Below are 25,960 nucleotides of genomic sequence, written 5' to 3' on the forward strand. Positions count from 1 at the left end.
CCTCCCCTTCCCTCCGCACGTGCTCCGAAAGGGACAACATGCTGCGGCTGTACGCGACCGTGGCCGCGGGCGGCTTCCGGCGTCACGCCACCTACCGGGTGGCGACGCTGGCGGGCCTCTTCACCAACACGGTCTTCGGCTTCGTCCTCTCGTACACCTATCTCGCCCTGTGGGCCGAACGGCCCGACCTCGGCGGCTACTCCTCCTCCGACGCCCTCGCCTACGTCTGGATCGGCCAGGCGCTCCTCACCGTCTGCGGCCTGATGGGCGGCGGCTTCGAGGACGAGCTGATCGAGAGGATCAGGACCGGTGACATCGCCGTCGACCTCCACCGTCCCGTCGACCTCCAGTCGTGGTGGTGCGCGGCCAACGCGGGCCGTTGCGCCTACCAGTTGGCGGGCCGGGGCGCCGTCCCCCTCCTGATCGGCGCGCTCGCCTTCCGCTTCACCCTCCCGGACGGCCCGGCCGGCTGGGCCGCCTTCCTGTTCGCGGTGGCGCTCGGCTCGTTCGTGTCCTTCGCGCTCTGGTACCTGGTCGCGATGAGCGCCTTCTGGCTCCTCGACGGTCAGGGCGTGGTCCAGGCGGCCTGGCTGACCGGCCTGTTCTTCTCCGGGATGCTGCTTCCGCTGAACGTCTTCCCGGGCGCGCTCGGCGAGCTCGCCCACGCGCTGCCGTGGGCGGCGCTGCTCCAGGTGCCGGCGGACGTCTACCTCGGACGGTACGGGGAGGGCTGGGGCCTCGTCCGCGCGTACGGCTTCCAGCTCGGCTGGCTCGCCGTGCTGCTGGCGGCGGGCCGCGCGGCCCAGAGCGCGGCGACGCGGAAGGTGGTGGTCCAGGGTGGCTGAGCGGCTCCGCACGCCGGTCGGGGAGCCGTACGGCACGGGCGGCCGTGGCCCGTCCCCGTACGGTACGGGCTCCGGAGGCCCGGCCCCGTACGGTACGGACATCGACGGCCCGTTCCCGTACGGTGCGGATCCCGGCGGCCCGTCGCCGTACCGCACGGCCGTGGAGGGCCTGCGGACGTACCGGATGGTCGCCGCCATGTGGATCCGGTCCACGATGGCCTACCGGGCCTCCTTCGCCCTGACGCTCTTCACCTCCTTCTGCGTCACCTTCTTCGACTTCGTCGTCATCCTGCTGATGTTCGGGCAGGTCAGGGGGCTCGGCGGGTTCTCCTTCGCGGAGGTCGCCTTCCTGTACGGCAGCACCGGCACGGCCTTCGGGGCCGCCGACCTGACGATGGGCTCGCTCCAGCGGATGGGGCGCCGGATCCGGGACGGGTCGCTCGACGTGTTCCTGCTGCGGCCGGTGCCGCTGCTCGCGCAGGTCGCGGCGGACAAGTTCGCGCTGCGCCGGCTCGGCCGGGTCCTCCAGGGGCTGATGGTGCTGGTGTGGAGCCTGGTGCTGCTGCGCGACGAGGTGGCGTGGTCCTGGGAGAAGGTCCTGATGGTGCCCGGGATGGTGGTCTGCGGGGCGGTGATCTTCATGGCGGTGATGGTGCTGGGCGCGTCGGCGCTCTTCTGGCTCCAGGACGCCTCCGAGGTCACCAACGCGTTCACGTACGGCGGGAACACGCTGCTCCAGTACCCGCCCGCGGTCTTCGCGCAGGACCTGGTGAAGGGCGTGGTGTACGTCGTCCCGCTGGCCTTCGTGAACTGGCTGCCCGCGCTGTACGTCCTCGGCCGCCCCGCCCCCGCCGGGGTGCCGTCCTGGGCGGCCTTCGCCCCGCCGTTCGTCGCCCTGGTCTGCTGCGCGGTCGCGGGCCTGGCGTGGCGGACGGGCGTCCGTGCCTACCGATCGACAGGAAGCTGAGAACCCGTGCCCCTCATCGAACTCGACGGCCTGGAGAAGACCTTCACCGTCCGCCGGAAGACGGGCCTGCTGCGGCGCGAACGCCGGGAGGTCAGGGCCGTCGACGGCATCTCGTTCACCGTCGACCGGGGCGAGATGGTCGGCTACATCGGTCCGAACGGGGCCGGGAAGTCCACCACCGTCAAGATGCTCACCGGCATCCTCACCCCCAGCGGCGGCCGCCTGCGCGTGGCGGGCATCGACCCCGCGCGGGAGCGGACCCGGCTGGCCCGCCGCGTCGGCGTCGTCTTCGGCCAGCGCACCACCCTCTGGTGGGACCTGCCGCTGCGGGACTCGTACCGGCTGACGCACCGCATGTACCGCATCCCCGACGACCGGTACGAGGAGAACCTGGCCCGCTGCGTCGAGCTCCTCGACCTCGGCGACCTCCTCGACGTGCCGGTCCGCCAGCTCTCCCTGGGGCAGCGGATGCGCGGCGACATCGCGGCCGCCCTCCTGCACGACCCGGAGGTGCTGTACCTGGACGAGCCGACGATCGGCCTCGACGTCGTCTCCAAGGCCCGGGTGCGCGGCTTCCTGCGGGAGCTGAACGCCGAGCGCGGCACCACCGTGCTCCTCACCACCCACGACCTGACCGACATCGAGCAGCTCTGCTCGCGGGTGATGGTCATCGACCACGGGCGGCTGGTGTACGACGGCGGCCTCGCCGGCCTGCACGAGGCCGGCGACGGCGAACGGATGCTCGTCGTCGACCTGGCGCGCGAGCTCCCGCCGATCACGGACGTGCCCGGCGCGCGGTTCGTCCGGGCGGACGGCCCCCGCCAGCACCTGGCCTTCCCGGCCTCCGCGTCGGCCGCGCCGCTGGTCGCGGCGGTGGCGGAGGCGTACCCGCTCGTCGACCTCTCGGTGCGGGAACCGGACATCGAGTCCGTGATCGCGAAGATGTACGGGGGAGCGGCCGGGGAACTCACGGGAGGCCCCGGGAGTCCCTGAGGTGAGGATGTGAGGAGGTCTGGCGGATGGTGAGCTTCACGTACACGGCGGCGGACGAAGAGCGGAACCGTGGCGTCCGCAGGATGAAGGCCCTGGCGACGGCCCTGCTGGCGTTCGTCGCGGTGGTCTACGCCCTGGCGACCTGGGCGGAGAACTCCGGCGCGGGCGCCTGGGCGGGGTACGTGGCCGCTGCGGCCGAGGCCGGCATGGTCGGCGCGCTGGCCGACTGGTTCGCGGTGACCGCCCTCTTCCGGCACCCGCTGGGCCTGCCGATCCCGCACACGGCGATCATCCCCACCAAGAAGGACCAGCTGGGCGCCTCGCTCGGCTCCTTCGTCGGCGAGAACTTCCTGTCGGCCGACGTCGTACGGGGCCGCCTGCGGGCCCTGGGCGTCGCCGGGCGCCTCGGCACCTGGCTCGCCGAACCGGCCCACGCGGACCGGGTCACGGAGGAGGCGGCCACGGCCCTGCGCGGCGCGCTGACCGTGCTGCGCGACGCGGACGTGCAGGCGGTGGTCGGCGAGGCGATCACCCGCCGGGCGGAGGCGGCCGAGATCGCCCCCGGCGTCGGCAAGACCCTGGAGCGCATGGTGGCCGACGGCGCCCACAACCGCGCCGTGGACCTGGTCTGCGTCCGGGCCCACGACTGGCTCGTCACCCACGGCGACTCCGTCATGGACGCCGTCCAGGGCGGCGCCCCCGGCTGGACCCCCCGCTTCGTGGACCGCAAGGTCGGCGAGCGCGTCTACAAGGAGCTGCTCCGCTTCGTCACGGAGATGCGCGACATGCCGGCGCACCCCGCCCGCGGCGCCATCGACCGCTTCCTCACGGACTACGCCGCGGACCTCCAGTCCGACACGGAGACCCGCGCCCGCGTCGAACGCCTCAAGTCCGACCTGCTGGCCCGCCCCGAGGTCCAGGACGTCATCGCCTCCGCCTGGGGCTCGGTCCGCGCCCTCATCATCGCCGCCGCCGAGGACGACCAGAGCCAGCTCCGCCTCCGCGCCCGCGCCTCCCTGATCTCCCTCGGCAAGCGCCTCGCCACCGACCCCCGCCTCCAGGCGAAGGTCGACGGCTGGCTGGAATCCGCCGTCACCTACGTCGTCACCACCTACCGCACCGAGATCACGTCCCTCATCACCGACACCGTCGCCGGCTGGGACGCCACCCAGACCTCCCGCAAGATCGAGGCCAACATCGGCCGCGACCTCCAGTTCATCCGCATCAACGGCACGGTCGTCGGCGCCCTCGCCGGCCTGGCCATCTACACGATCAGCCACGCGGTGGGCGGCTGAGGCAACGGTCCCCGACGGGCCCGGACCCGGTGACCGCGCGCGGCTCCGGGCCCGCCCGCCCGGCTCCGGTGACCGCGCGCGGGTCAGCCGCGCTCGCGGGTCACGGCCCAGGAGGCGGCGGCCATTCCCCCCGCGACGGAGAACACCGCGGGCCAGGCCCCGATCCTCTTGGCCAGCGGATGCGACCCCCCGAACGCCGCCACATACGCGGCGGACAGCCCCACGGCCGCCTTCACCCCGCCCACCCGCTGCCACTCCCGGGCCGCCACCCCACCGGCCACCGCCAGCACCACCCCACCGAGCGGCCGCTTCTTCGTCCACCGGGCGACTGCGTAACCACCGACGAGACCGGCGGCGGCTACGGCGGGGGAGGGGATGCGGGGGCTGGGCATGACGGGGCCTTCTTTCCGGTCGGCGGATGGTCTTCCTTCGAGCGTACGGGGGGCTCCCAGGGTTAAGGCTCAGGGGTTCCCGAGGTGCTCAAGAAGAGCGCGGAGGTCCCAGGCGTCCATTCCCCACGGAGCGAGGTCCTCCTCGGGATCGGCCAACTCGTGCACGGTGGGGTCATCCAGGATTTTCCCCATGAACTCGAGCTTGTGTCCGAGACGCTCGTGCACGATGCCGTCGATGGTGCCCTCTGCCACCAGGACGGTCACCCGGGTCTTCGTGCCCGGAGCCAGCCCGAGCCGGTGAATGCGGTCAAGGCTTTGCAGGTAACGTCCGGCCGCGAAATCCCGGTCCAGGTAGACGGCGTCGTGGCAGACGTGGTGGAGGCTGATGCCTTCGCCGAGCGTCGCTGGATTGGAGAGCAACACCATGCACTCCGGGTCTTCCCGGAACCTGCGAATCTGTTCGTCGCGGTCGGGGGTGGAGCCGTGGACCACCGCGGGGTGGAGAGGACGGAGAGCGGCCGCGAGGGTGGTCAGGTTGCGTACGAACGTTGACCAGACGAGGGTTTTCCGTCCCATGCGGGCGTTTTCCGTCACCGTCCGCAGGACAGCCTCGTACTTCGGGGACGTTTCGTAGCGGGGAAGCTCCCGTAGGAGTTCCATCAACGGGGTTCCGGTAGATGGCCGTTGAGGGACAGGGAAGAAAGGCAAGGGCTGGTACCGGTCGGATCCTGTCTCCAGCAGAGCCGGATTCGTACTGGCCATCATCAGGTACACGAGGACCTTGCCCAGTCGTGCGAACTCCTCCTGCTCGCGGTCCTGGAGGTCGGTCAGCTGGTTCTTGAGCGCGGAGTAGAGCCGGCGGTGGGTTTCGGGAAGCTCGACGTACTTCACCCCCACCTCCATAGGGGGGAGCTGGAGTTCGCTCTTTGTCGTGCGGGTGAACAGCGGCCGCAGTACCCGGCTCGCATGGCTGAGGTCACCGCCGGACACCGCTCTGTCCACGGCCCGCCGCCCATGACCGGGCCAGACGAAGGAGAGAAGACTTTCCAGGTCCTTGGCACCATTTGGCGCGGGGGTTCCCGTCAGTATGAGCCGGTGCGCGGCCAGCGGGCCCAGCGCCATGCAGCTGGTGCCATACGTGCCCCGGACGCCGAGTTTCATCCGATGCGCCTCGTCCAGCACCATGAGGGCCGGGGCGGCTGTGAGCCATTGGGCGAGCTGTGACTGGTGCCGGCTCAGCCGCTCGTAGTTGACGAGCAGTATCTCCGCTTCACTGTCCTGTGAACGCTGGAAGATCCGCAGGACAGGAGGAGTGGTGAAGCACGAGGCGGCTTCCTCTGTCCATGCCTCGTACGCGGATTTCGGACTGACCACCAGGAGCCGCCGGACTTTGCCGGCCTGCCGGAGGGCCGCGTACACAGCGAGGGCAGTGCGGGTCTTGCCCGCCCCTGGGACGCTGAAGTTCGCGCCGTGCGTCAGGGAAAGCAGTTTGGCGGCATCGCGCCGCTGGAAGCTTGTCAGCGGAGCCGTCCAGGCAGGACCGAGAAGGCCGGGCACCTCAGAGGGCGAGATCTCCTCCGGGATCTCCTCGCCGCGCTGGCCTGCCTGGAGGCGTACCTCGACGGCCTGGGAGTCCCTTACCGATCCTTCGGTGAGCGTTCTCAGGTCGGGGGAGAAGACGACGCCAGCTGGGTCGTGCCAGTGGGTGAGCAGGGTGAGCTGGGCGAGGAACTCCTCCAGGTCCACTTCTGCGGCCTGCGGGCCACGCTGACTCCCACTGCTGTACCGCGCGATGAAGCGGACAAGATGTTCCTGGCCGTCCGCGAGGCTCCGGAACACTACCTTGGTCCGGGTCTCGTCGAAGCCGATTCTGAGAGAGGGCTCTCCGGTGTCAGCCACTCTCAGTCCTCACTCGCCTTGATCAGCCAGCTGATACCGTCTCCGCGTGTGGTGATTCCACGGCTGGCCTGTCGGGCCAGCTTCGCGAGACTGTTCCTGACGCCGAGCAGCGCGCTATCGAAACTTGCCTCGTCCAGGCTGTTGCTGCCGAGTGCCTGAACCAGATCGCTCACGCTCTGGTCGATCGCCGCGCGGGCATCGTCGAGACGTTCGGCGGTTGTCTGCCTGACCTTCTTCAGGCGGTCGTCGCGCTCTGCCGCGTCCAGCGCGCGGCGCATCCCCTTGCGCGCCTCGGAGATGTCGCGCTGAGCGGCCTCCCGCACCATGTCCGGTACATGCCGGGAGCTTTCAGTGGCACGGGCGCGCAGGATCTGGTCGGTGACCGCCCGGGCCCGGACGACCGGATCGGCCGGCGGAGCGACGGCGACGGAGAGCCCGGGGATGGAGATTCCGGCTGTGCTCTGCCCTTCAGCGGCAGCGGCCCGGAAGAGGGCCGGCAGATTGTCTTCCAGATAGGTTCCCTGGAATTCCTGTCCGATGACACGTGTCTTGGTTTTGGCGAAGTCCAGGATGATCGCGGCGATGCGGTTCTCCTTCACCCGTTCCGCCTGCTCCTGGCTCGAAGCGCGCACCTTCTCGTACGCGCGGTGCAGCTCCTTCAGGTTCTCCTGGTGGCCTTCGAAGTCGGAGAGGCCGAGTTGAGCACCCTCCGGGGTGGCGCTCCGCTGGATCATGTCCCGGATCACCCCGAGGATCCACCGCTCCTGCCGGAAGGTCTTGAGCTGGATGTGGAAGGCGCGGGCGATGTCGGCCGCCTCACGTCCCATCAGCTCCTGCTCTTCCATGGCGATCAGGCGGTTGATGTAGGAGTAGTCCCGGCGCTTGTCCGGACGCAGCTGAAGGGTCAGCTCCACCGCGTTGATGTCGTCCCAGGTGAAGGAGCGCGGCAAGACCCCGACCCGGATCGACGAACGTCCCAGCTGGCGAAGGGCCGCGGCACGGGTGTTGCCATTCACGAGGATTCCCTCGTGCGTCATGAGCCCGGGTTCCTGCTGATCGACGGAGCGAAGGCTTTCCAGGAGCGCTTCGAAGTCCGGATCGGTCTCGTCCGGGCTGGCGGGCTTTCCCCTGAGCAGCCGGTCGAGGTACTCCTGGCTCTCCACGCTCCAGGGGTCCGACTCCAGCCCGCGGGCGAGCTCGGGATCGTGGTCGCGCTGTGCTCTGATCCGGTGGGTCGCGGGGTTGTAGTAGACATCGCGCAGCGGCATGTCGATCACACCGACGTGAAGTGGCCGGCCATTCCACTCCACGGTGACGGTCTCACGGGTTCCGTCACCTGCGGTCGACTCGTCGAGCCGTCGTGCGACGAACTCGATGTTCTCTGGGCTCTTCGGCGGAAGCGCGAACGCCAGCATCCCCACGGTTCTCCTCAACTCCGGGCCTCAGCCCGTTTTCTTCTCAGCTCTTCGGGTCGGTGTGTCAGGGGCGGCGGACAGCGGCGCGGACGGTCTCGCGGGACTCGGACGGCAGGCTGCGGTACTGCCCCCAGAGCCGCTCCATGGCACTGAAGTCCCGGTGGTCAGCAGCCACCCACTGGGTGAAGAGCTCGCGTTCCACTCCGCTCATCTTTGAGAGTCGGCTGAGCACGTCGTTGACATCGGTTTGCCGGCCCCGGCCCCCAATCCTGCACCGGCGGCACTCGATGACCAGCTCGACGGTCTTTCCGCCGGGCTTCAGTACCTCGCGGCGGGCGATGTCCAGCTGCGCGGTTTCGATTCCCCCGTCGTATGCCTCGCCGGCGGCGATGCCGCAGACCCGGCAGAGGTGATCGTCCCGTTCGAGGATCTCACGGCGCTGGGGAGCGCTGATGCCCGCGGCAGCCGGCTTCACCCGCGCCTGACCGGGCTTCCACACCTCTGCCCCCATCTCGACGAACCGGTGCTCGTGGGGGGAGAGAGTGGGGTCTTCCCGGTTTGTCGCGATGTTCCAGCCGTGCACCCGGAGATCCCGCATGCGCCGGTCGATCTGAGAGGTCTCCGGGAACGCCTCGCGCAACTGGGTCTTGGTGAAGACCGAACCAACGCCGACTTCTGTGACGAGCCAGAGTGCGCAACGGACCATGGTTCCCTTCGTGCTGGTTCGCCACGAGGGGATGTCAGCATTCGTCACGATTCTCTCCTTAATTGACGACCTGGGCCGTGAGTCCCCTATGGAATGTTGGTGGTCCAGTTCCGCTCACTCTCCCATTGGATGAGGCGGTCGGCGAAGAGATCAAGTGGTCCCACGTGTTTGCGGGCCAGCGCAAACACGTGGGACCTAGTTGACCGGGAACGCAAACACCGAGAACAGGGGGCCTGAGAACGCAAACAGGAAGCACGGCGGAACCGTTCGTTCCTGGTTGTGCGTTCACATGACCGCGGGAGACTGAATCCTCGATGAGTCCCTTTGCCTCGGGAGGTTCGATGGCCGCTATGGGCCAGACGCGCAAGACGTTTCACGAAGGGTGCAGTCCCGCACGCGTGGCGTTCGCCGAAGGGTTCCGCGACCTTGTGAACGCGATGACGTCCAGCAAGCAGCGCGTACGCGCGCGACAGCTGGGCATCCCGCCCAGCACGCTCTCCAACTACTGGACCGGCCGTCGTATGCCTCGGCTGCCGAAGCTCCGCGCCCTTTTCGCGGCCGCCCGGGCGCACTCCGTGGCTGATGCGCGGGTCACCCTGCCCAGGCTTGAGAAGCTGCACGCACACGCCCTGCTGGACCGTTCCGGCCGAGACCTCCATGCGGCGATCGTCATCGCGGGCTTCGTCCCCGAGGCGAGGGCTGCGGAGGCTGCCCGGCCTTCCGGCACCCTTCCGGCAACGGGACCGGCGCAGGACCGGCGGAGCGCCGGGAACGTCGAAAGGACGGAGGACGCCGCGATGGCGGAAGCCGCGGAGAACGTCAAGGCCGAGGCTGCCACGGGGTCCGCCCAGAGCCGCGAGGTGGGAGAAGCTTTGGAGGTTCTGCGATCGGCCCGGGCCGCGGGAGACCTTCGCCGCCTCGTCGGGACGGCGTGGTCGGCCAGCAGGACCCTCAGTGATACCCAGGTCTGCGAAGCGGTGGCCGGTCTTCACGCCACTGGTGACACGGACCTGGCTGAGGCGCTCCTCCTCGCGGACGGTCAGCGCGGGGCAGATGCCACGATGCGACTCGCGCTGGCCCTGATGGGAGCAGGTCTGGCGGGTTCCGCCGAGATCATCATGCGCGCCAGCCTCCCCCCGGAGGGCGGCCCGGAGCAGTAGCGAACCGCCCCCCAGGGCATTTTCGAAGAACCCAGCACGGAGCCGGGACGCGATCGTCCGCTCCGGTCTTTGTGGCGCCCCGATTCGGGTCGCCTCCTCTCTTACGTTCCACAGGAGTTCCTTCATGCTGCACATCTCGCTGGCCCTGGTCGTCGGGATCGGTTTCGTCCTTTTCGGGGCGGCTGTGGTCGCCGCCGGAGCCTTTGCCCTCGCGCGCTGGGAGGGACAGCCGGTCCCCGCCTCGGTCCGGTGGGGGTTCGCGGCGTTCGCCGGCGCGCTCACCCTCGGGATCCTGGTCCTCACTCTGATCACTGGAGCGGCGGGCTAGGGCTCTCCCAAGGCCAAGCCGGTACGCTCCCGTGTCGCCCGCCCGGACGGTCAAGCACCGGCGCATGATGCCGCACACTTATGTGGGCGCTGTCAGTTGACGGGCGCACTGTCAGTGGGGTCTGTCACCCTCTGTGATAGCTGGTGGCACAAGGCGCCGGCGGGGTTCGTGTTCGAAGGAGGGTGCATGGCCAGCACTGAATCGGAGTTCACCTCAATCGAGATCTGTGCTGGAGCCGGCGGACAGGCCATCGGCCTGCACCGTGCCGGTTTCAGGCACCTGGCGCTCGTGGAGATCGACAAGCACGCGAGGGAGACCCTGCGGCGGAACATCGAAGCGCGGCCGGACTGGTCCTGGGAGGAACGGCACTGTGACCTCAGCCACGCGGACGTCACGGAATTCGAGCCCCTGGAAAGTGTCCGCCGTGACGGGAAGCTGATCGAGCCGGGCGAGCTGGATCTCCTGGCCGGTGGTGTGCCGTGCCCGCCCTTCTCTCATGCGGGCAAGCAGCTGGGCAGGGATGATGAGCGAGACCTCTTTCCCCGGATGCTGTACCTCGTCGAGGAACTGAAGCCACGTGCAGTGATGATCGAGAACGTGCGGGGCATCCTGGACCCGAAGTTCTCGGACTACCGGGACTACATCAAGGCCCGGCTGCAAGGCGGGACCTACCGTGCTGACGACGGCTCTGTCGTGACCGAGGAGGGTCTCGGGTACGAGGTGTGCCACTGGGACATCCTGGAGGCGCACGAATTCGGAGTTCCGCAGCTGCGGCCCCGCGCGATCCTCGTCGCCATCCGCCAGGACGTCCTCAAGGGGGACCTGAAGTACGAATGGCCGACGTCGACCCACGAGAGCCCGGTCAGTGTGGTCAAGGCGCTTGAGGAGTCGATGGAGGCGCGTTACCGCGCGTACTACGACGGTCCCCGGGGCCAGGAAGCGCGTGCCGCCTATGCGCGGTGGCACAACAAGGCCACGGAGCGTCACGAGGAGCTGGTGGCCAAGGGCGGCGCCGGCATCGCCCCCACGCTCGTGGGCGGCTCGAAGAAGCACGGTGGTGCCGACCTCGGGCCGAGCCGCGCCAAGGCGACCTGGAAGCAGCTGGGCGTCTCCGGTCTCGGCGTGGCCAACGACGCTGAAACCGCCCGGAAGAAGCAGTCCGAGGACCGGGACCTGTTCGGCCCCGACGGCCCGATGCTGACCGTCGAGCAGGCCGCGATCGTGCAGGGCTTTCCCGGCGACTGGATCTTCGACGGCGGCAAGACGGCCCAGTACCGTCAGGTCGGCAACGCTTTCCCGCCGCCGGTCGCGGAGGCAGTGGGCCGGTCGATCATGGACGTCCTGAAGGCCGCCCGGGAGCGGGACGCGAGCCAGGTCTGATCACGTCGTGCCCGCGCCGCGGGTGCGGGCACGACGCTTTTCCACCTCGGCGGCAATCCGGGCGGCGCACTCGTCCGGGGACTCGTGCTCCCAGAAGCGGAGCACCGTCCAGCCGGCGTCACGGAGGCGCTGGTCCGTGTCGCTGTCGCGGGCCATGTTCCCGGCCACCTTGCCGGACCAGTAGCCCGGGTTGGTGCGGGGAGCCACATAGTGCTCGGGGCACCCGTGCCAGTAGCAGCCGTCGATGAAGACCGCCACTTTCACGGGCCGGAACACGATGTCCGCCGTCCGCCTGAGTTCAGGCAGGGGCCGGGCAGCGACGCGATAGCGAAGCCCCTGGGCGTGCAGGAGCCGCCGGACCAGTTGCTCCGGCTTGGTGTCGCGGCTGCGGATCGCCTGCATGTTCCTGCGCCGGGCGGCGGACGACGCCCAGGAGCCCTCTGGCGGCGACCATTCCGGTGTGTCACTGGACTGTGGCATCGATGTTCTGACCCTCCGGTTATCAGCCTGCCAGAAAACCGCGAGGCTTCCTGTCCGGCCGGTAGTCCCGGGCCGGTGTCACCCCGTGTGCGAGGGCAGCGACGGACCGGGCGCCGGAGTCTCTCCGGGCCGCGCGCGAGCCCAGAGGCGGTCATCCAGCAGCACGCTGCGCCTTGGGTCTCCAGGGCCCACCTCCGTGACGCGCGTACTCACGAACTCACCGTCCAGCGGCACGGGCACCCCCAGCTTGGCGGCGATCCGGCGATGGCTCTCGTATTCGCCCATGATGAGGAACCCCTCCTTGCGCAGCGCGGAGCGGGAACCGCCGTTGCCCCGGACCCGCTTCATGTAGTCCTTCTGCTGAGCCACCGTGCGGATCACGTTCCGGCCGATCCTGCGGTCCTGTACCCGGCGGAAGAGTTCGTTGAGGCGGGCCTGCCCGGACCGCGAGAGGAAAACCGCCGCACGGTCGTCGGCATCCATGTGCAGCAGCACGTTCTCGGGCAGCTCCGCATCCCGCCAGAGCCACGCGATCTTGTCGCGGTGCTGTGCCTTCACCGTCAGTTTCAGATCACGGTTGTTGCCCTTGTTCAGCCATTCGTCCCGGACCCGGAAAACGCCTGCGCTCCACCGGCTCTGCTCGTCGTTCGCCCAGACGAGCAGACAGAGGTGCCCCTGGGCTTCCGGCGGGATCATCCAGCCGCCGAACTGCTGGGAGTACTTGCAGTCCACGTCGATGCCGGCGATGCGATAGTCCATTTCGGCACCGTCACCGAAGCCGAACTCACGCTGGAGCTTGATCTCGACCAGCGTGCCGGCATGCGTTTTTTCCGTTTTGTAGAGGGAGTTCCAGTCGTAGCGTCCCGTGTCCTCGCCATTCAGCAGCTGGTCGATCGTGTCGCGGAGCGTGCGTGCGAAACGCCGCTCCGCGGAGTCCAGGCCGCGGAGGTGGTGCCACACCACGGCGAGGCCGGGGTCGCTGGCCAGCAAATTCTGCGTCTGGATGTTTATAGCTGCAGAGACGTCGAGAGGAAGCAACGAAAGGTCCTGTCTGTAGGTGGAACGGGCTGCGGCGAGGGCGCTCCTGCTGCTGCGAGTTTCCTCGTGGCATCGGGTGCGGCGTCAAATGCTCTCGCCCGGGTCCGTCACTTACCGGACAGGTTTTTTTCGCCATCCGCCCCGTGGCACTCCCCATAAGCCCGCTCCGAGCCGCACCAGCACGCCTCCGTGCGGAGAGGGGGCCAGGGGAGGGCTCGGGAGCGGGCGGCGAGGGTGGTGGCGTATTGGGGGAGGAGGGGGGCCTGGGAGGGGTGGGTGGCTTCGGAGGCGGCGAAGGCTTCGTAGGAGGGGACGGTGGCGCGGACGATGCCGAGGTTGGGGGTGCCGGCGGCGGCGAGTTCGCGGAGGGAGGCCTCGATGTCCGTCAGGTGGGCGCGGTAGGTGGGGTACTCCGTCTCCAGCTCCGGGTAGGAGGCGAGGAGTTCCGTGAGCTCGGGCTCGGGCCAGTGGAGGACCGCCACCGGGAAGGGGCGGGAGAGGGCCGTTCGGTAGGTGCCCAGTTCGGAGCGGAGGCGGGCGATCTCGGCCTGGAGTTCGGTGGGGTCGGAGGAGCCGAGGGACCACAGGCGCTTCGGGTCGTGGAGTTCGTCCAGGGGGATCGTGGCGGTGTGGAGGCGGTCCGCGAGGGTGTCCCACGCGTCGTGGTCCCTCGCCAGCATGCGGCGGACGCGGTGGCGGGTGACCAGGAGGGAGACGGTGGCGTGGGGGAGTTCCTCCGGGCCCGTCGCCAGCAGGCCGGCCGCCTCGGTGAGGGTGGCTTCCGCCGCCTCCAGTTCGTCGTGGGCCTCCAGCGTCTCCGCGGCGATCTCCCAGGGGGCCGCGTCCGCCGGGCGGGCGCGGCGGACGCCGTCGATGATGGCCCTCGCCTCGGCCTCGTGCCCGTACTCCCACAGGTTCGACGCCTTGAGGGCGCGGATCAGGTGCGGGTCGGCGGGGTCCCCGGACAGCAGGTCGTCGTAGAGGGCCGTCGCGCCCGGCCGGTCGTCCGCGAGCTCCAGGTGGGCCGCGGCCCGGAGCAGCAGCGGCTCCCGGTCTCCGGGGTACTGCGCGGCGGTGCGCAGCAGACGGTCGGCTTCGGCGGTGTGGGCGGCAGGAGTGTCAGGGCGCATGTCCTTCACCGTACTGCTGTACGGCCCTGGAGAGTTGGTGCCGCAGCGCTTATCGTGCCGGGCGTGCGGGACAGGGGACGGGAGCGGGTGCCGGTCGTGGTCCAGGCGCGCCCGGGGCGCCGTGGGCTCGCCCGTGTGCTCTGGGGCGCCGCCGAGACCGTCGTCACCTGCGGCGTTCTCATCCTCCTCCTCGTCGTCCACCAGCTGTGGTGGACCAATCGGCAGGCCCGCGCCGAGGCGGGCGAGCAGGTGCGGGTGCTGGAGCGGGAGTGGGAGAGGGGGCGGGGGAGCGGGGAGGGCGTTCCTCCCGCCCCGGAGCCCGGGGGAGCGACCGCGGGGGGTCCGGCCGCCGGGAGTTCCGCCGGCACGCCCACGGTCGATCCCGAGGCCGGCCCCGATTCCGACTCCGGCTCCGGCTCCTCGGGCTCCGGGGCCCCGCCGGGGCGGTCGCCGGTTCCGGCCGGCTCCCGGCCCCCCTCCGGCGAGGCGTTCGCCGTGCTCCGGATCCCCCGCATCGGGCTGACCGTGCCCGTCGCGCAGGGGATCTCCAAGAGCAAGGTGCTCGACAAGGGGTACGTGGGGCACTACCCCGGCACCGCCGTGCCCGGCCGGCAGGGGAACGTCGCGCTCGCCGGGCACCGGAACACGCACGGCGAGCCCTTCCGGTACGTCAACCGGCTCCGGAAGGGCGACGAGATCACGCTGCGGACGCGGGAGGGCACGTACACCTACCTCGTCGACCAGATCCTGCCGGTCACCTCGCCGCGCGACACCGGCGTCATCCGGCCCGTGCCCCGGTCGGTGGTCAAGCCGTCGTACGGGTACTCCGAGGCCGGGTCCTACCTCACCCTGACCACCTGCACGCCCGAGTTCACCTCCCGCTACCGGCTCATCGTCTGGGCGACCCTGCGACGCTGAGGACGGCGCCCGCCGCCGCCAGGCCCGCCGAGGCCAGCAGCGGCGCGTCCGGGCCGGCCGCCGTCAGGGCGAGGGCCAGGGCGACGCCCGCCGCCGAACCGATGTAGCGGGCCGTGTTGTTCGCGCCCGAGCCCATCGCCGCCCGCTCCGGCGGCACGGAGTCGACCGCGAGCCGGGGCAGCGCCGCGTTCAGCAGGCCGCTGCCCGCGCCCGCCACCAGCAGGCCGGCGATCAGGCGCGGCCAGGGCAGGCCGGGGGAGCCGAGGGTGCCGAGGAGGAGCAGGACGCCGACCGCCGACAGGGCGAAGCCGAGGGCCAGTTGGTACGGGGCGGAGAGCCTGCCCGCGAGCCGGCGGGCCTGGAGCGCCACCACGAACGCCGTCCCCGACCAGAGGAGGAACAGCCAGGCCGTGCTCAGCGGCGCCAGGCCCGCCCCGCGCTGGAGCAGCGCCGGGAGCACGCTGAACAGGCCGATCACCGCCAGGCCCGTGAACAGCGCCCCCAGCACCGACGCCCGGAACGCCGGCCTCCGCAGCAGCCCCAGGTCGATCATCGGGTCCGCCGCGCGGCGCTCCACCAGGAGGAAGAGGGCGGTGAGGGCCGCCGCCGCGAGGAGCAGCGCGCCGACCGCCGGGCGCAGCCAGCCGTCCCGGCCCAGGGTCAGGGCCGTGAGCAGCGCCCCCAGCGCCAGCGCGAGCGCCGTCGCGCCCGCCAGGTCGGGGCGGGGAGCCGCGGGTCCGGGGCGGGGGGGCGCGTCCCCGGGCCGGGGGGTCGCGTCCCCGGGCCGGGGTCGCGGGGGAGCCAGCCTGCGGGCGCCCACCGCCGCCGTCACCACCGCCGCGGCGCCCAGCGCGCCGTACGCCAGGCGCCAGTCCAGCAGGCCGATCAGGCCCGCCAGCAGCGGGCCCAGGGCGATGCCGCCGCTCACGGCGGCGCCCCAGATCCCGGTGGCCCGGATCCGGTCGCGGCCCGAGGGGTACGCGTCGGCCAGCAGGCCCAGGCTGCCGGCGAGGACCGCCGCGCTCGCCGCGCCCTGCGCGATCCGCGCCGCCGTGAAGAGGGCGGTCGAGTCCGCGAGGGCGCCGAGCGCCGTCGTCACGCCCAGCGCCAGCGTGCCCAGTAGGAAGACCCGGCGCCGGCCGTGCGCGTCGGCCAGCGCGCCCGCCACCAGGAGCAGGACGGCGAGGCCGAGCGGGGTGCCGTTGAGCAGCCACGCCTGCGCCGAGGACGGGGTGCCGAAGGCGTCCGCCATCGCCGGGAGGGTCAACATCGGCGCCGTGTAGTTCATGAGGGCGACGGCGGTGGCGGTGGCCGTCACGGCGAGGACGGGCCGGGAGGGGGCGGGGGTGCCCTCGCCGGGGGCTTCCGGGGACGGGGGTGGGGACGAGGATGAGGACGGGGAGTGGGCAGCGCGCACGGGGACCTCCACCCGATCGCTGATCGGTCCGTTGGGTCGGTTCGGTCAATGAACCAGCACTCTACCCGCTCGGTTCGTTCAATGAACCCCTGTTTTCGGTACGCTGGTCGGCATGGCCCTCGGCAAGGACTACGTCCAGCAGCAGTGCTCCATCGCCCGCGCCCTCGAAGTGGTCGGCGAGCGGTGGACGCTCCTCGTCGTCCGCGACGCCTTCTACGGCGTCCGCCGCTACAGCGACTTCCTCTCCCACCTGGGCGCCCCCCGGGCCGTCCTCGCCGCCCGCCTCCAGGCCCTCGTCGACGTCGGGGTCCTCGACCGGCGCCGGTACCAGGACGCGCCGCCCCGGGACGAGTACGTCCTCACCGACCGCGGCCTCGCCCTCTGGCCGGTGCTGCGCGCCCTCGGTGCCTGGGGGAGGGACGAACTCCCCGGCACCACCCCCATGCGCCACTTCCACCACATCGTCTGCGGCACCGAACTCGCCACGAACGGCGAGTGCCCCGCCTGCGGCGTGCCCGTGCCGCCCGCCGACGTCGAGATGCGGCCGGGCGCCGGACTCGACCCCGACCCCGCCGACCCCGTCGCCCGCGCCCTCCTCCGGCCCCGCCGGCTCCTCGTCCCGCTGGACCCCGAAGCGACTCCGTAGAGGCCCGGAAGAGACTCCGTGGCGACTTCGCAGCGGCCCGGAAGTGACTCCGCAGCGGCGCCGGGAACCCTTCCGTACGGCTGTTCGTCCTACTCGACGGACAGTGAAGTACGGGGAACGGGGGGCGTGATGAGCGGGAGTCTGGTCCTGCGCCGATTCGCGCCCCTCGTCGCCCTGCTGGCGGTGCTCCTGGCCCTCGCGTTCTCGTTCGCCGGGGCGCTCCTCGCCGGAGGGCCCGACGGGTTCGTCGGCGCGGCGGTCGGTGCGGCGGTCGCCGTGGCCGCCGCCTCCGTCGTCCGCGCCCTCGTCGGTGCCCGTACGTCCCCGGCCGTGCCGCCCGCGCTCATACGCACCGCGCTGCGCGACCGGGCCCGCCGCACGGCCTTCCTCCCGCAGCGCGACCCCGACGCCGCGGGGCGCCGCAGGCCCCGGGCGCCCGGCCGGCCCCTCCCGGCGGCCGCGTAGGGGTCCCGCGCCACCGTGCGCGAGGACGCCCTCGCGCGGTCCGTCATGCCGAGACCTCCCATCCCCGGCACGACGAACCCCGGAGGGTTCCCTTGTCCCTGTCCCTGTCCGCTTCCCTGGCCGTCCCCCCGCCTGTCTCCCCGCTCGTCTCCCCCTCCGCTCCCCTCGCCTTCTCGCCGTTCCCGCCCTCCGTCCTCGACGCGTTCTCCGCGTTCGTCGGGGAGCTCGCCGGGGTGCTCGAACCGCTCTTCGCCGGGGGTGCGACCGCCGCCGCCGTCGTCCTGCTCACCGCCCTCGTCCGGCTCGCCGTCCACCCCCTCTCCCGCGCCGCCGTCCGGGGGCAGGAGGCCCGCGCCCGGCTCGCGCCCCGGGTCGCCGCGCTCCGCGAGCGGTACGGGAACCGGCCGGAGCGGTTCCAGCGGGCCCTCCTGGACCTGCACGCCGAGGAGAAGGTCTCGCCGCTCGCCGGGCTGCTGCCCGGCCTGCTCCAGGTGCCGGCCTTCCTCCTGCTGTACTCGCTCTTCTCCTCCGGCGACCGGATGGCCGGGCACGGCCTCCTCGGCGCCCCGCTGGACGGGCGGTGGGCCGGGGCCCTCGCCGACGGCGGGCCCTTCGGGGCGGCCGGGCTGGTGTACGCCGCCCTCTTCGCGCTGACCGCCGCCGTCGCCGCGTACCAGTACCGGCAGACCCGGCGGCAGCTCGCCGGACAGCGGCAGACCGCCGGGGCCAACACCTCCGGGACCAAGACCCCCGGAGCCAATGCCTCCAAAGCCAAGCCCTCCAAGGCCAAGACCCCCAAGGCCAAGACCTCCGGGGCCCAGCCTCCGCTGCCCGGTGCGCGGTTCACGGCCTCGGTCCTGCCGCTGCTCTCCTTCGGCACCGTCGTGACCGTCGCCTTCGTCCCGCTCGCGGTCGGGCTCTACCTCGCGACCAGCACCACCTGGGCCGTCGTCGAGCGGACCCTACTCACGCGTAAGGGTCCGCTGGCTGAACGGGGTCTTGCGGGCTGAACGGGAGTCTTGGAGGATCGGACGATCCTCCGATGGCCGCACTCCATCGGCCGGGGCACCGAAGGGCCTCCCCCGGGCCCACCTCGACCACAGGGAGAAGACCATGAAGCTGCTGCGAGTCGGCCCGCCGGGCGCCGAGCGTCCCGCCCTCCTCGACGGGGACGGCACCCTCCGCGACCTGTCCTCCTTCACGGACGACGTCGACGGAGGTCTGCTCTCCGACACCGCCACGCTCGACCGGATCCGCGCCGCCGCCGAGGCCGGCGTGCTGCCCGCGTACGGCGGCTCCGGCGACGCCACCGGGCTGCGGGTCGGCCCGCCGGTCGGCCGGATCGGCAAGGTCGTGTGCATCGGGCTGAACTACCACGGCCACGCCGCCGAGACCGGGCAGGCCACCCCGGCCGAGCCCGTCGTCTTCCTCAAGGCCGCCGACACCGTCGTCGGCCCGGACGACACGGTGCTCGTGCCGCGCGGCTCGGTGAAGACGGACTGGGAGGTCGAGCTGGCGATCGTCATCGGCCGGACCGCCCGCTACCTGGAGACCGACGAGGAGGCCCTGGCGCACGTCGCCGGGTACGCGCTCGCGCACGACGTCTCCGAGCGAGAGTTCCAGATCGAGCGCGGCGGCACCTGGGACAAGGGCAAGAACTGCGAGACCTTCAATCCGCTCGGCCCCTGGCTGGTCACCGCCGACGAGGTGCCCGACCCGCAGGACCTCACCCTGCGCCTGTGGGTGAACGGCGAGCTGAAGCAGGAGGGGAACACCTCCGACCAGATCTTCCCGGTCGCCGAGGTCGTCCGGTACGTCAGCCGCTTCATGACCCTCTACCCCGGCGACGTGATCAACACCGGCACGCCCGCCGGCGTCGCCATGGGGCAGCCCGACCCCAAGCCGTACCTCCGCCCCGGCGACGTCGTCGAGCTGGAGATCGAGGGCCTGGGCCGCCAGCGGCAGGAACTGAAGAGCGCCTGACACCCCGCGCGGAGCCGGACCAGGCCGGGGCGGGGGCGGGGGCGGCCCGTACCCGGCCCCGCACCCAGCCCCGGCAGGTGACGTCGGTCTGATTATCGCGGCGCTCCGCGTGTGATGCCGCGTTTTCGTACCTTATTTCTGCATATTGCCGCGTATGGAACCTGTGAAGAGCGCACGCACCTCCGACCGCAGGGCGCGGCTCGCCCTCTCCGCCGCCACGGCGGTCCTCGCCGCCGGTGCCCTCGTCGGGGGGCTCGCCGTCACCGGAGCCGCCGACCCGCTGCCCGGCGGCCTCGGCCCGTGCAAGCCGGGCAACTGCCCGCCCGCGTACCCCGACATCAACAACGGCGACGTCGTCTGGCGCGACAACGCCGTCAACGTCTTCGTCGGCGGCGACTTCCTCGTCCGTGAGGCCGCCGCAGAGGCCGAGGGCAAGGTCGTCGTCCTCGGCAGCTTCGACCAGAACAAGCGCGAGGGCGTCTCGGCGGTCTACAACGTGGGCGTCGCGGGCGTCGGTTCGCGCGTCGTGCCCGACAACGGCACGGACTTCCTCACGGTGGGCAAGAACATCACGGTCGCCCCCGAGCAGCGCCTCCTCACCGAGGAGGGCAGCGTCACCGGCAAGACGAAGTACGCGGGCACCGTCACCGGCACCGTCGTCCCCGACCCGGTCAAGGACGCCGGCGCCGCCGCCCCGTACGCCGGACTGCGCGACGAGCTCACCTCCGCGAGCCAGTGCTACGCGTACGTGGACGGGGCCTCCCGCACCGCCACCGGGACCGCCGTCAACAACGGCAGCGAGACGGTGTTCACCGGCGACGGCACCTCCGCGCTCCAGGTCTTCAACGTCGACTTCGACCTGGAGTCGCCGAGCGGCGGGCAACAGGGCATCACGTTCAACGGCATCCCGGCGAACGCGACCGTCCTCGTCAACGTCCTCGGCGCCGAGCGGACCATCGACACCTACATCGCCGGGCTGCCGGGGCTCCGCGACCGGCTGCTGTGGAACTTCCCCGACGCGACCCGGGTGAAGTTCGAGGGCACCGCGCAGTTCGCGGGCAGCGTCCTCGTCGGCAACCAGGCGAGCACCACCACCATCACCATGCCGGGCATGAACGGCCGGTTCTTCACCACCGGCAACCTGACCCACGCCTCAGAGCCGGGCGGGGGCGGCGGCCAGGAGATCCACAACTACCCCTTCAACGGCGACCTGCCGTCCTGCGACGAGGACCCGACGCCCACCACGCCGACGCCGACCGACACCACGCCGACCCCCACCGAGCCCACCCCGACCGAGCCGACGCCCACGGAGACCACCCCCACCCCGACCGAGCCGACGCCCACGGAGACCACCCCCACCCCCACCGAGCCGACGCCGACCGAGACCACGCCGACCCCCACGGAGCCGACGCCCACCGAGCCGACGCCCACGGAGACCACCCCCACCCCGACCGAGCCCACGCCGAGCCCCACCGACTCCGCTGACGGCGGTCTGACGGACGGTGGCCTGACGGACGGCGGCGGCTCCGACGGGGGGTACGGCGACGACGGCGGTTACGGCGACGGCGGCAGCACCGGCGGCGGCCACGGCAGCGGCGGGAACCACGGCCCGGACGGCGGCGGCCACCTCCCCGAGACCGGCGCGGGCACCGGGAAGGTCGTCATGGGCGTGACGGCGGCCGGCCTCGCCCTCGGCGGCGGCGTCCTCGTCGCCGTCAGCCGGCGGCGCCGCCGCTCGGGCGGGGCAGCGTGACCGTGACGCCCTCGCGGGCGGACCTCCGGGCCGCCTCCAGGACGTCCAGGGCGGCGGCCGCCTCCCACGCGGTGACCGGGTTCGGCCCGGTGCCGCGCAGGGCGGCGGCGACGGCCGCGTAGTACGCCGGGTAGTCCCCGGGCACCGACTCGACCGGCGTGCCGCCGCCGGTCAGCGGGGACTCCCCGGAACCGACCCGGCCCCACAGCGCCTCGGGCTCCACGCCCCAGACCGCGCCGGGGCCGGGCCGCAGCCCCTCGCGGAGCGCCGCCTCCTGCGGGTCGAGGCCGTACGTCACGAAGCCGGCGCGCCGGCCCAGCACCCGGAAGCGCGGCCCCAGCTGGGCGGCGGTCGCGCTCACGTACAGGTGGGAGCGGACGCCGTTCGCGTGCGTGAGGGCGAGGAAGGTGTCGTCGTCGGCCTCCGCGCCCGGCCGCCGCACGTCCGACTCGGCGTAGACGGAGACGACCGGGCCGAAGAGGACGAGCGCCTGGTCCACGACGTGGCTGCCGAGGTCGTAGAGCAGCCCGCCGATCTCCTCCGGGGCGCCGGACTCGCGCCAGCCGCCCTTCGGACGCGGCCGCCACCGCTCGAAGCGCGACTCGAACCGCTGCACCTCGCCCAGCTCGTCCTCCTCCAGGAGGCGGCGCAGGGTGAGGAAGTCGCTGTCCCAGCGCCGGTTCTGGAAGACGGACAGCAGCAGGCCCCGCTCCTCGGCGAGCTCCGCGAGGCCGCGCGCCTCGGCGGCGGTCGGGGCGAGCGGCTTGTCCACGACGACGGGCAGCCCGGCCTCCAGGGCGGCCCGCGCGATCGGCACGTGCGTCTTGTTGGGGGAGGCGACGACGATCAGGTCCAGCGGCTCCGCGCCGTCGGCCCACAGCTCCTCGGGCCGTTCGAGCACCCGGACGCCCGGGTACCCGTCGCGGGCCTCGGCGGCGCGTTCCGCGTTGCCGGTGGTGACGGCGGAGAGCTCCAGGCCGGGCGTGGCGGCGATCAGCGGGGCGTGGAAGACGGACCCCGCGAGGCCGTAGCCGACGAGCCCGACGCGGAGGGGGCGGGCGTGGGGGGAGTCCGGGGAGTGGGGGAAACCGGGGGAGTGGGGGGTGGTGGTCATGAAAGCCACTTAAGCAACGCTGTTGCCGAAGTGCAAGCAAGGGGGAGAATGGGCCGGTGACGGTGATGACGAGAGACCCGGGCGGCGGCGCGAACCTGGCGGCCCTGCGCGGCCACAACGCGGCCCTCGTGCTCGACCTGCTGCGCACGGCCGGCGAGGCGGGCATCAGCCGCCTGGAACTCGCCGGGCGCACCGGCCTCACCCCCCAGGCCGTCAGCAAGATCACCGCCCGGCTGCGCGCCGAGGGCCTGGCCGCGGAGGCGGGCCGCCGCGCCTCGACCGGCGGCAAGCCCCGTACGGTGCTCCGCCTGGTCCCCGCAGCCGCGCACGCCCTCGGGATCCACCTCGACCGCGACGCCCTGACCCTCGCCCTCACGGACCTCACCGGCGCCCCGGTGGCCCTCCGCCACCGCCCCCTGACCCTCACGGACGGCCCGGAGCGGGTCCTCGCCACCACGGCGGAGGAGGTACGGGCGCTGCTGGCCGCGACCGCCCCGGCCGGCGAGGGCCCGGACGGTGAGGGACCGGTCGGCGAGGGCACGGACGGCGAGGGCACGGACGGCGAGGGCACGGACGGCAAGGGACCGGACGACGAGAACCCGGTCGGCAAGGGCCCGGCGAGGGTGCTCGGGGCCGGGCTCGCCATGCCCGGACCCCTCGACCACCGGCGCGGGGTGGCGGGCCGGGTGACGGGGGCGGCGATGTGGGACGGGTTCCCGGTGCGGGACGTGCTGGCCGCGCGGCTCGGGCTGCCCGTCGCGCTCGACAAGGACACCAACGCCGCAGCCCTCGGCCTCGCCGTCCGGCCCGGCGCCCCCCGCTCCTTCGCCTACGTCCACCTCGGTACGGGCCTCGGCGCGGGCCTCGTCGTCGGCGGCGCCCCGCTGCGCGGCGAGCGGACCGGGGCGGGCGAGCTCGGCCACCAGACCGTCCAGCTCGACGGGCCCCCGTGCGCCTGCGGGGCGCGCGGCTGCCTGGAGGTCCTCTGCCTCGCGGCGGTGGTCCGCGGGGACCTGGCGGAGGCCGCGCGGATCCTCGGCACCGGCGCGGCCAACCTGGTGCGGCTCCTCGACATCGACCGGGTCCTGCTCGGCGGCCGGACGGTGCTGGCCGCGCCCGGCGTCTTCGCGGACGGCACGGCCGCCGTCCTCGCCGGACTCCGCCTCCCGGCCCCCGTCGAGGTGGCGGACGCCCCGCACGCCGTCGCCCTCGGCGCCGCCCAGCTCGTCCTGGCCCCGGTCTTCGGCCTGGACCCGGACCGGGAGCCGGCCCCGGACCCGGCCCCGGCCCGGAAGCCCGCGCCGGGCCCGACACCCGAGTCCCACCCCGAGCCCCACCCCGCCTCCGGCCCGGAGCCGACCCTGAAGCCCGCCCCGGATTCCGCCCCGGCACCGGCCCCGGAATCCGGCCGTGACCGTTCATCGGAAGGTCGGACCATACGCTGATCGGGCGGATTCGGCGGGCCGGCCGGGTTCCCGGCCGGTGTCGCCGCCCGTTCCCGGCCGGCGGGTGTGGCAGCGTCGCGGGCGCCCGGTACGTCCGCGAGCAGCAAAGGCACCCGTACATGGCACCCGCCCTCCGGTCCTCGCGCGGAGCTCCCCTCCTCGCCGCCGCGGCCGTCACCCTGTCCGCCGTCCTCTCCGCGACCCCCGCGGCGGCAGCGGTCGCCCCGGCGCCCGTCTGCGGCGACGCCTCCGCCCCCGGCTTCCCGCTCGCCACCCGGATCCGCTCCGGCCCCGCCGAGTACCCCGCCGGGGGACCCTTCGCCTCCTGGGAGCTGGAGGTGCGGAACACCACCGGCGCCCCCTGCGCCGGGGTGCATCCGGTGCTCGTCCTCACCGACGGGGAACGGGCCCTGCGGCCCGAGCAGATCCGCCTGGAGTTCTGGGACGCGGGGTCCGTCCGCTGGCGCCCGGTCGCCTTCGAGGCGACCGAGGAGGCCGAGAACGTCGGCGCGTTCACCGGCACCGAGGGCCCCGACGGCCCCTCCGGCACCGAGGGCCCCGACGGCCCCTCCGGCACCGAGGGCCCCTCCGGTGCCGCGGACCCCGACGACTTCGCCGGTTTCGCCGTCCCCGCCCGGCGGACCGTCACCGTCCCCGTCCGGCTGGCCTTCCGGGCGGACGCCGTGCCCGACGAGGTCGTCGTCAACGCCGCGCTCGTCCAGCGCCGGGGCGCGGACGGCGACTGGGTCGGCCGGTCCGGCGACTACCGTCTGACGATCGGCCCGCCCGACCCCGACGCCGACCCCGGCGCCGCCCCCGATCCCGACGCGTCCCGCCCCCTCGCCACGCCCCCCGCCCTCTCCGGCACCGCGCCTCCGCCGACCGCCCCCGCCACCCCTCCGAGGACCACCCCGGCCGCCCCCGCGACGCCTCCGCGGGGCACCCCCACCGCGCCGCCCCCAGCCGACACCGCCCCCGCCCCCCGCCCCCCTTCCGCTCACCCTCCCGTCCCCCACCGCCCCGAACTGGCCCGCACCGGAAGGGAGGCGGCCGCCCTCCTGGCCCCCTGGGCGGCGGCCCTCGTCCTGGCCGGAGCCCTCCTCGCCCGCTCCGGCCGCCGCCTGCGCGGCGCCTGACCCCCGATCCGTACGCCCCCGACCCGCACGCCCCCGATCCGTACGCCCCGACCCACACGCCCCTCACCCACGCGCTCCCGACCCGCCCCCCGTCCCACGCCGCCTGGCCCGAGCGCCCCCACCCGCACGCCCCCGACCCGCGCCCCCCGACCCGCACGCCCCCCGGACCCGCGCGCCCCGACCCGCCGAACCCGCGGGTCACCCTCCGTACACCCTCCCGTTCACCCCCGTCTGCGACGATCCCCGGATGAACCAGCACCACGTCCCGAGCGCCCCCGGCGCCCCCGTCCGCTCCGGCGTCCCGGAGCACGGCAGGGTGCCCAAGTACTACGCCGTGAAGGCGCGACTCGCGGTCCTCGTCGACGAGTTGGGGGAGGGCGGCGCGCTGCCCACCGAGCGGGACCTCGCCGTCCGCTACGAGGTGTCCCGCGAGACCGTCCGGCAGGCCCTGCGCGAACTCCTCCTGGAGGGCAGGCTGCGCCGGCGGGGGCGGGGCACGGTCGTCGCCGGGCCCAAGCTCGAACAGCCCCTCTCCCTCGCCAGCTACACCGAGGGCGTCCGCCGCCAGGGCCGCCGCCCGGGCCGCAGCATCGTCTCCCTCGACCGCTTCCCCTGCACCGACGCGCTCGCCCCCGAGGTCGGCGTGCGGCCCGGCGAGCCGGTCTGGCACATGGAGCGGGTGCTGCTCGCCGACGACGAGCGGGTCGGCCTGGAGAGCACGTACGTCTCCGAGGCCCGCGTCCCCGGCCTCGACCGCGACTTCGACCCGGACTCCTCCTTCTACGGCTACCTCCGCGAGCGGCTCGGGATCTCCTTCGGCGACGCCGACGAGCGCATCGAGACCGTCCTCGCCACCCCCCGCGAGGCGCTGCTCATCGGCACCCCGCCCGCCCTGCCGATGCTGCTGCTGCACCGGCTCTCCCGGGACGAGGAGGGGCGGCCCCTGGAGCGGGTCAGGACCCTCTACCGGGGCGACCGCTTCAGCTTCACCACCCACCTCGGCCGCCAGGACTGATCCGGAAAGGGCCCGTTTCACCCCCTTGGTTCGATAACGG

General features: G+C 72.7%; 25 protein-coding genes. 16 read left to right on the forward strand and 9 right to left on the reverse strand.

Translation table 11 applies throughout. The features are described from left to right. Positions 1-41: 41 nt before the first annotated feature. From IE326_RS16385 to IE326_RS16400, 4 genes are read left to right on the forward strand one after another with little or no spacing between them, the layout of a single operon-like run. Complete coding sequence (locus tag IE326_RS16385) at positions 42-845, forward strand: ABC transporter permease (protein ID WP_190042266.1); 804 nt, start codon at positions 42-44, stop codon at positions 843-845. Continuing rightward, on the forward strand, positions 838-1,812 hold the full coding sequence (locus IE326_RS16390; RefSeq protein WP_373310204.1) for an ABC transporter permease: 975 nt from the start codon (positions 838-840) through the stop codon (positions 1,810-1,812). Before IE326_RS16385 ends, IE326_RS16390 begins: the two co-directional genes overlap by 8 nt. A gap of 6 nt (positions 1,813-1,818) precedes the next feature. Then, entirely contained in the window at positions 1,819-2,805 is a 987-nt protein-coding gene (locus IE326_RS16395) for an ABC transporter ATP-binding protein (protein ID WP_190041868.1), read from the forward strand. Between the two features lie 26 nt (positions 2,806-2,831). Next, positions 2,832-4,100, forward strand: a complete 1,269-nt coding sequence (locus IE326_RS16400; protein ID WP_190041869.1) for a DUF445 domain-containing protein — start codon at positions 2,832-2,834, stop codon at positions 4,098-4,100. 83 nt (positions 4,101-4,183) lie between these two features. On the opposite strand, the gene IE326_RS16405 is transcribed toward IE326_RS16400, so the two are convergent. From IE326_RS16405 to IE326_RS16420, 4 genes are all read right to left on the reverse strand, one after another. Next, positions 4,184-4,492, reverse strand: coding sequence for a hypothetical protein (locus tag IE326_RS16405; protein ID WP_190041870.1), 309 nt, complete (start codon positions 4,490-4,492; stop codon positions 4,184-4,186). A gap of 69 nt (positions 4,493-4,561) precedes the next feature. Further along, positions 4,562-6,391 (reverse strand): DEAD/DEAH box helicase, encoded by a 1,830-nt coding sequence (locus tag IE326_RS16410; RefSeq protein ID WP_190041871.1) that lies wholly within the window; start codon positions 6,389-6,391, stop codon positions 4,562-4,564. Between the two features lie 2 nt (positions 6,392-6,393). Continuing rightward, positions 6,394-7,806, reverse strand: a complete 1,413-nt coding sequence (locus tag IE326_RS16415; protein WP_190041872.1) for a transcriptional regulator — start codon at positions 7,804-7,806, stop codon at positions 6,394-6,396. A 64-nt stretch (positions 7,807-7,870) separates the two neighbouring features. Further along, complete coding sequence (locus IE326_RS16420) at positions 7,871-8,560, reverse strand: KpnI family restriction enzyme N-terminal domain-containing protein (RefSeq protein WP_308440314.1); 690 nt, start codon at positions 8,558-8,560, stop codon at positions 7,871-7,873. A 302-nt stretch (positions 8,561-8,862) separates the two neighbouring features. Between IE326_RS16420 and IE326_RS16425 the strand changes: the two genes are divergently transcribed. The 3 genes from IE326_RS16425 (at position 8,863) to IE326_RS16435 (ending at position 11,380) form a co-directional block, all read left to right on the forward strand. Then, positions 8,863-9,672: a hypothetical protein gene (locus tag IE326_RS16425; RefSeq protein ID WP_190041873.1), complete on the forward strand. Its 810-nt coding sequence runs from the start codon at positions 8,863-8,865 to the stop codon at positions 9,670-9,672. Positions 9,673-9,796: 124 nt separating this feature from the next. Then, positions 9,797-10,000, forward strand: coding sequence for a hypothetical protein (locus IE326_RS16430; protein ID WP_190041874.1), 204 nt, complete (start codon positions 9,797-9,799; stop codon positions 9,998-10,000). 186 nt (positions 10,001-10,186) lie between these two features. Beyond that, positions 10,187-11,380, forward strand: coding sequence for a DNA cytosine methyltransferase (locus tag IE326_RS16435; protein WP_190041875.1), 1,194 nt, complete (start codon positions 10,187-10,189; stop codon positions 11,378-11,380). Here IE326_RS16435 and IE326_RS16440 read toward each other — a convergent pair whose 3' ends face one another. The 3 genes from IE326_RS16440 to IE326_RS16450 form a co-directional block, all read right to left on the reverse strand. After that, a complete protein-coding gene (locus IE326_RS16440) occupies positions 11,381-11,860 on the reverse strand; it encodes a very short patch repair endonuclease (protein ID WP_190041876.1) in 480 nt (159 codons plus the stop codon). It lies immediately after the preceding gene. A 78-nt stretch (positions 11,861-11,938) separates the two neighbouring features. Beyond that, entirely contained in the window at positions 11,939-12,898 is a 960-nt protein-coding gene (locus IE326_RS16445) for a NaeI family type II restriction endonuclease (protein WP_190041877.1), read from the reverse strand. A gap of 107 nt (positions 12,899-13,005) precedes the next feature. Further along, the gene (locus tag IE326_RS16450) at positions 13,006-14,028 is read right to left on the reverse strand and encodes an SEC-C domain-containing protein (RefSeq protein WP_190041878.1); all 1,023 of its coding nucleotides are present in this window, start codon (positions 14,026-14,028) and stop codon (positions 13,006-13,008) included. 63 nt (positions 14,029-14,091) lie between these two features. Between IE326_RS16450 and IE326_RS16455 the strand changes: the two genes are divergently transcribed. Continuing rightward, positions 14,092-14,946 carry a class E sortase gene (locus IE326_RS16455; protein ID WP_190041879.1) on the forward strand — a complete coding sequence of 285 codons (855 nt, stop codon included), beginning with the start codon at positions 14,092-14,094 and terminating at the stop codon, positions 14,944-14,946. On the opposite strand, the gene IE326_RS16460 is transcribed toward IE326_RS16455, so the two are convergent. Next, a complete protein-coding gene (locus tag IE326_RS16460) occupies positions 14,918-16,363 on the reverse strand; it encodes an MFS transporter (RefSeq protein WP_190041880.1) in 1,446 nt (481 codons plus the stop codon). The genes IE326_RS16455 and IE326_RS16460 overlap by 29 nt on opposite strands. A gap of 112 nt (positions 16,364-16,475) precedes the next feature. On the opposite strand from IE326_RS16460, the gene IE326_RS16465 reads away from it, so the two are divergent. The 5 genes from IE326_RS16465 (at position 16,476) to IE326_RS16485 (ending at position 21,210) form a co-directional block, all read left to right on the forward strand. Then, positions 16,476-17,009, forward strand: coding sequence for a winged helix-turn-helix transcriptional regulator (locus IE326_RS16465; RefSeq protein WP_190041881.1), 534 nt, complete (start codon positions 16,476-16,478; stop codon positions 17,007-17,009). A 129-nt stretch (positions 17,010-17,138) separates the two neighbouring features. After that, positions 17,139-17,474 carry a DUF6412 domain-containing protein gene (locus tag IE326_RS16470; RefSeq protein ID WP_373310205.1) on the forward strand — a complete coding sequence of 112 codons (336 nt, stop codon included), beginning with the start codon at positions 17,139-17,141 and terminating at the stop codon, positions 17,472-17,474. 233 nt (positions 17,475-17,707) lie between these two features. Then, a complete protein-coding gene (gene yidC, locus IE326_RS16475) occupies positions 17,708-18,484 on the forward strand; it encodes a membrane protein insertase YidC (protein WP_229915477.1) in 777 nt (258 codons plus the stop codon). Positions 18,485-18,587: 103 nt separating this feature from the next. Further along, positions 18,588-19,457: a fumarylacetoacetate hydrolase family protein gene (locus tag IE326_RS16480; protein ID WP_150228359.1), complete on the forward strand. Its 870-nt coding sequence runs from the start codon at positions 18,588-18,590 to the stop codon at positions 19,455-19,457. A gap of 154 nt (positions 19,458-19,611) precedes the next feature. Next, a complete protein-coding gene (locus IE326_RS16485) occupies positions 19,612-21,210 on the forward strand; it encodes a choice-of-anchor A family protein (RefSeq protein WP_190041883.1) in 1,599 nt (532 codons plus the stop codon). Here the strand turns inward: IE326_RS16485 and IE326_RS16490 are convergent. After that, positions 21,173-22,324: a Gfo/Idh/MocA family oxidoreductase gene (locus IE326_RS16490; RefSeq protein ID WP_150228357.1), complete on the reverse strand. Its 1,152-nt coding sequence runs from the start codon at positions 22,322-22,324 to the stop codon at positions 21,173-21,175. The two genes, IE326_RS16485 and IE326_RS16490, sit on opposite strands and share 38 nt — an antisense overlap. Before the next feature lie 65 nt (positions 22,325-22,389). Here IE326_RS16490 and IE326_RS16495 point away from each other — a divergent pair, with 65 nt between their 5' ends. The 3 genes from IE326_RS16495 (at position 22,390) to IE326_RS16505 (ending at position 25,920) form a co-directional block, all read left to right on the forward strand. After that, the gene (locus IE326_RS16495; protein WP_229915363.1) at positions 22,390-23,769 is read left to right on the forward strand and encodes an ROK family transcriptional regulator; all 1,380 of its coding nucleotides are present in this window, start codon (positions 22,390-22,392) and stop codon (positions 23,767-23,769) included. Positions 23,770-23,888: 119 nt separating this feature from the next. Further along, positions 23,889-24,905, forward strand: coding sequence for a hypothetical protein (locus IE326_RS16500; RefSeq protein ID WP_190041884.1), 1,017 nt, complete (start codon positions 23,889-23,891; stop codon positions 24,903-24,905). A gap of 247 nt (positions 24,906-25,152) precedes the next feature. Further along, entirely contained in the window at positions 25,153-25,920 is a 768-nt protein-coding gene (locus IE326_RS16505) for a GntR family transcriptional regulator (RefSeq protein ID WP_150228356.1), read from the forward strand. Positions 25,921-25,960 lie beyond the last annotated feature (40 nt).

Source organism: Streptomyces filamentosus, assembly GCF_014654895.1.
Classification (GTDB): Bacteria; Actinomycetota; Actinomycetes; order Streptomycetales; family Streptomycetaceae; genus Streptomyces; species Streptomyces filamentosus.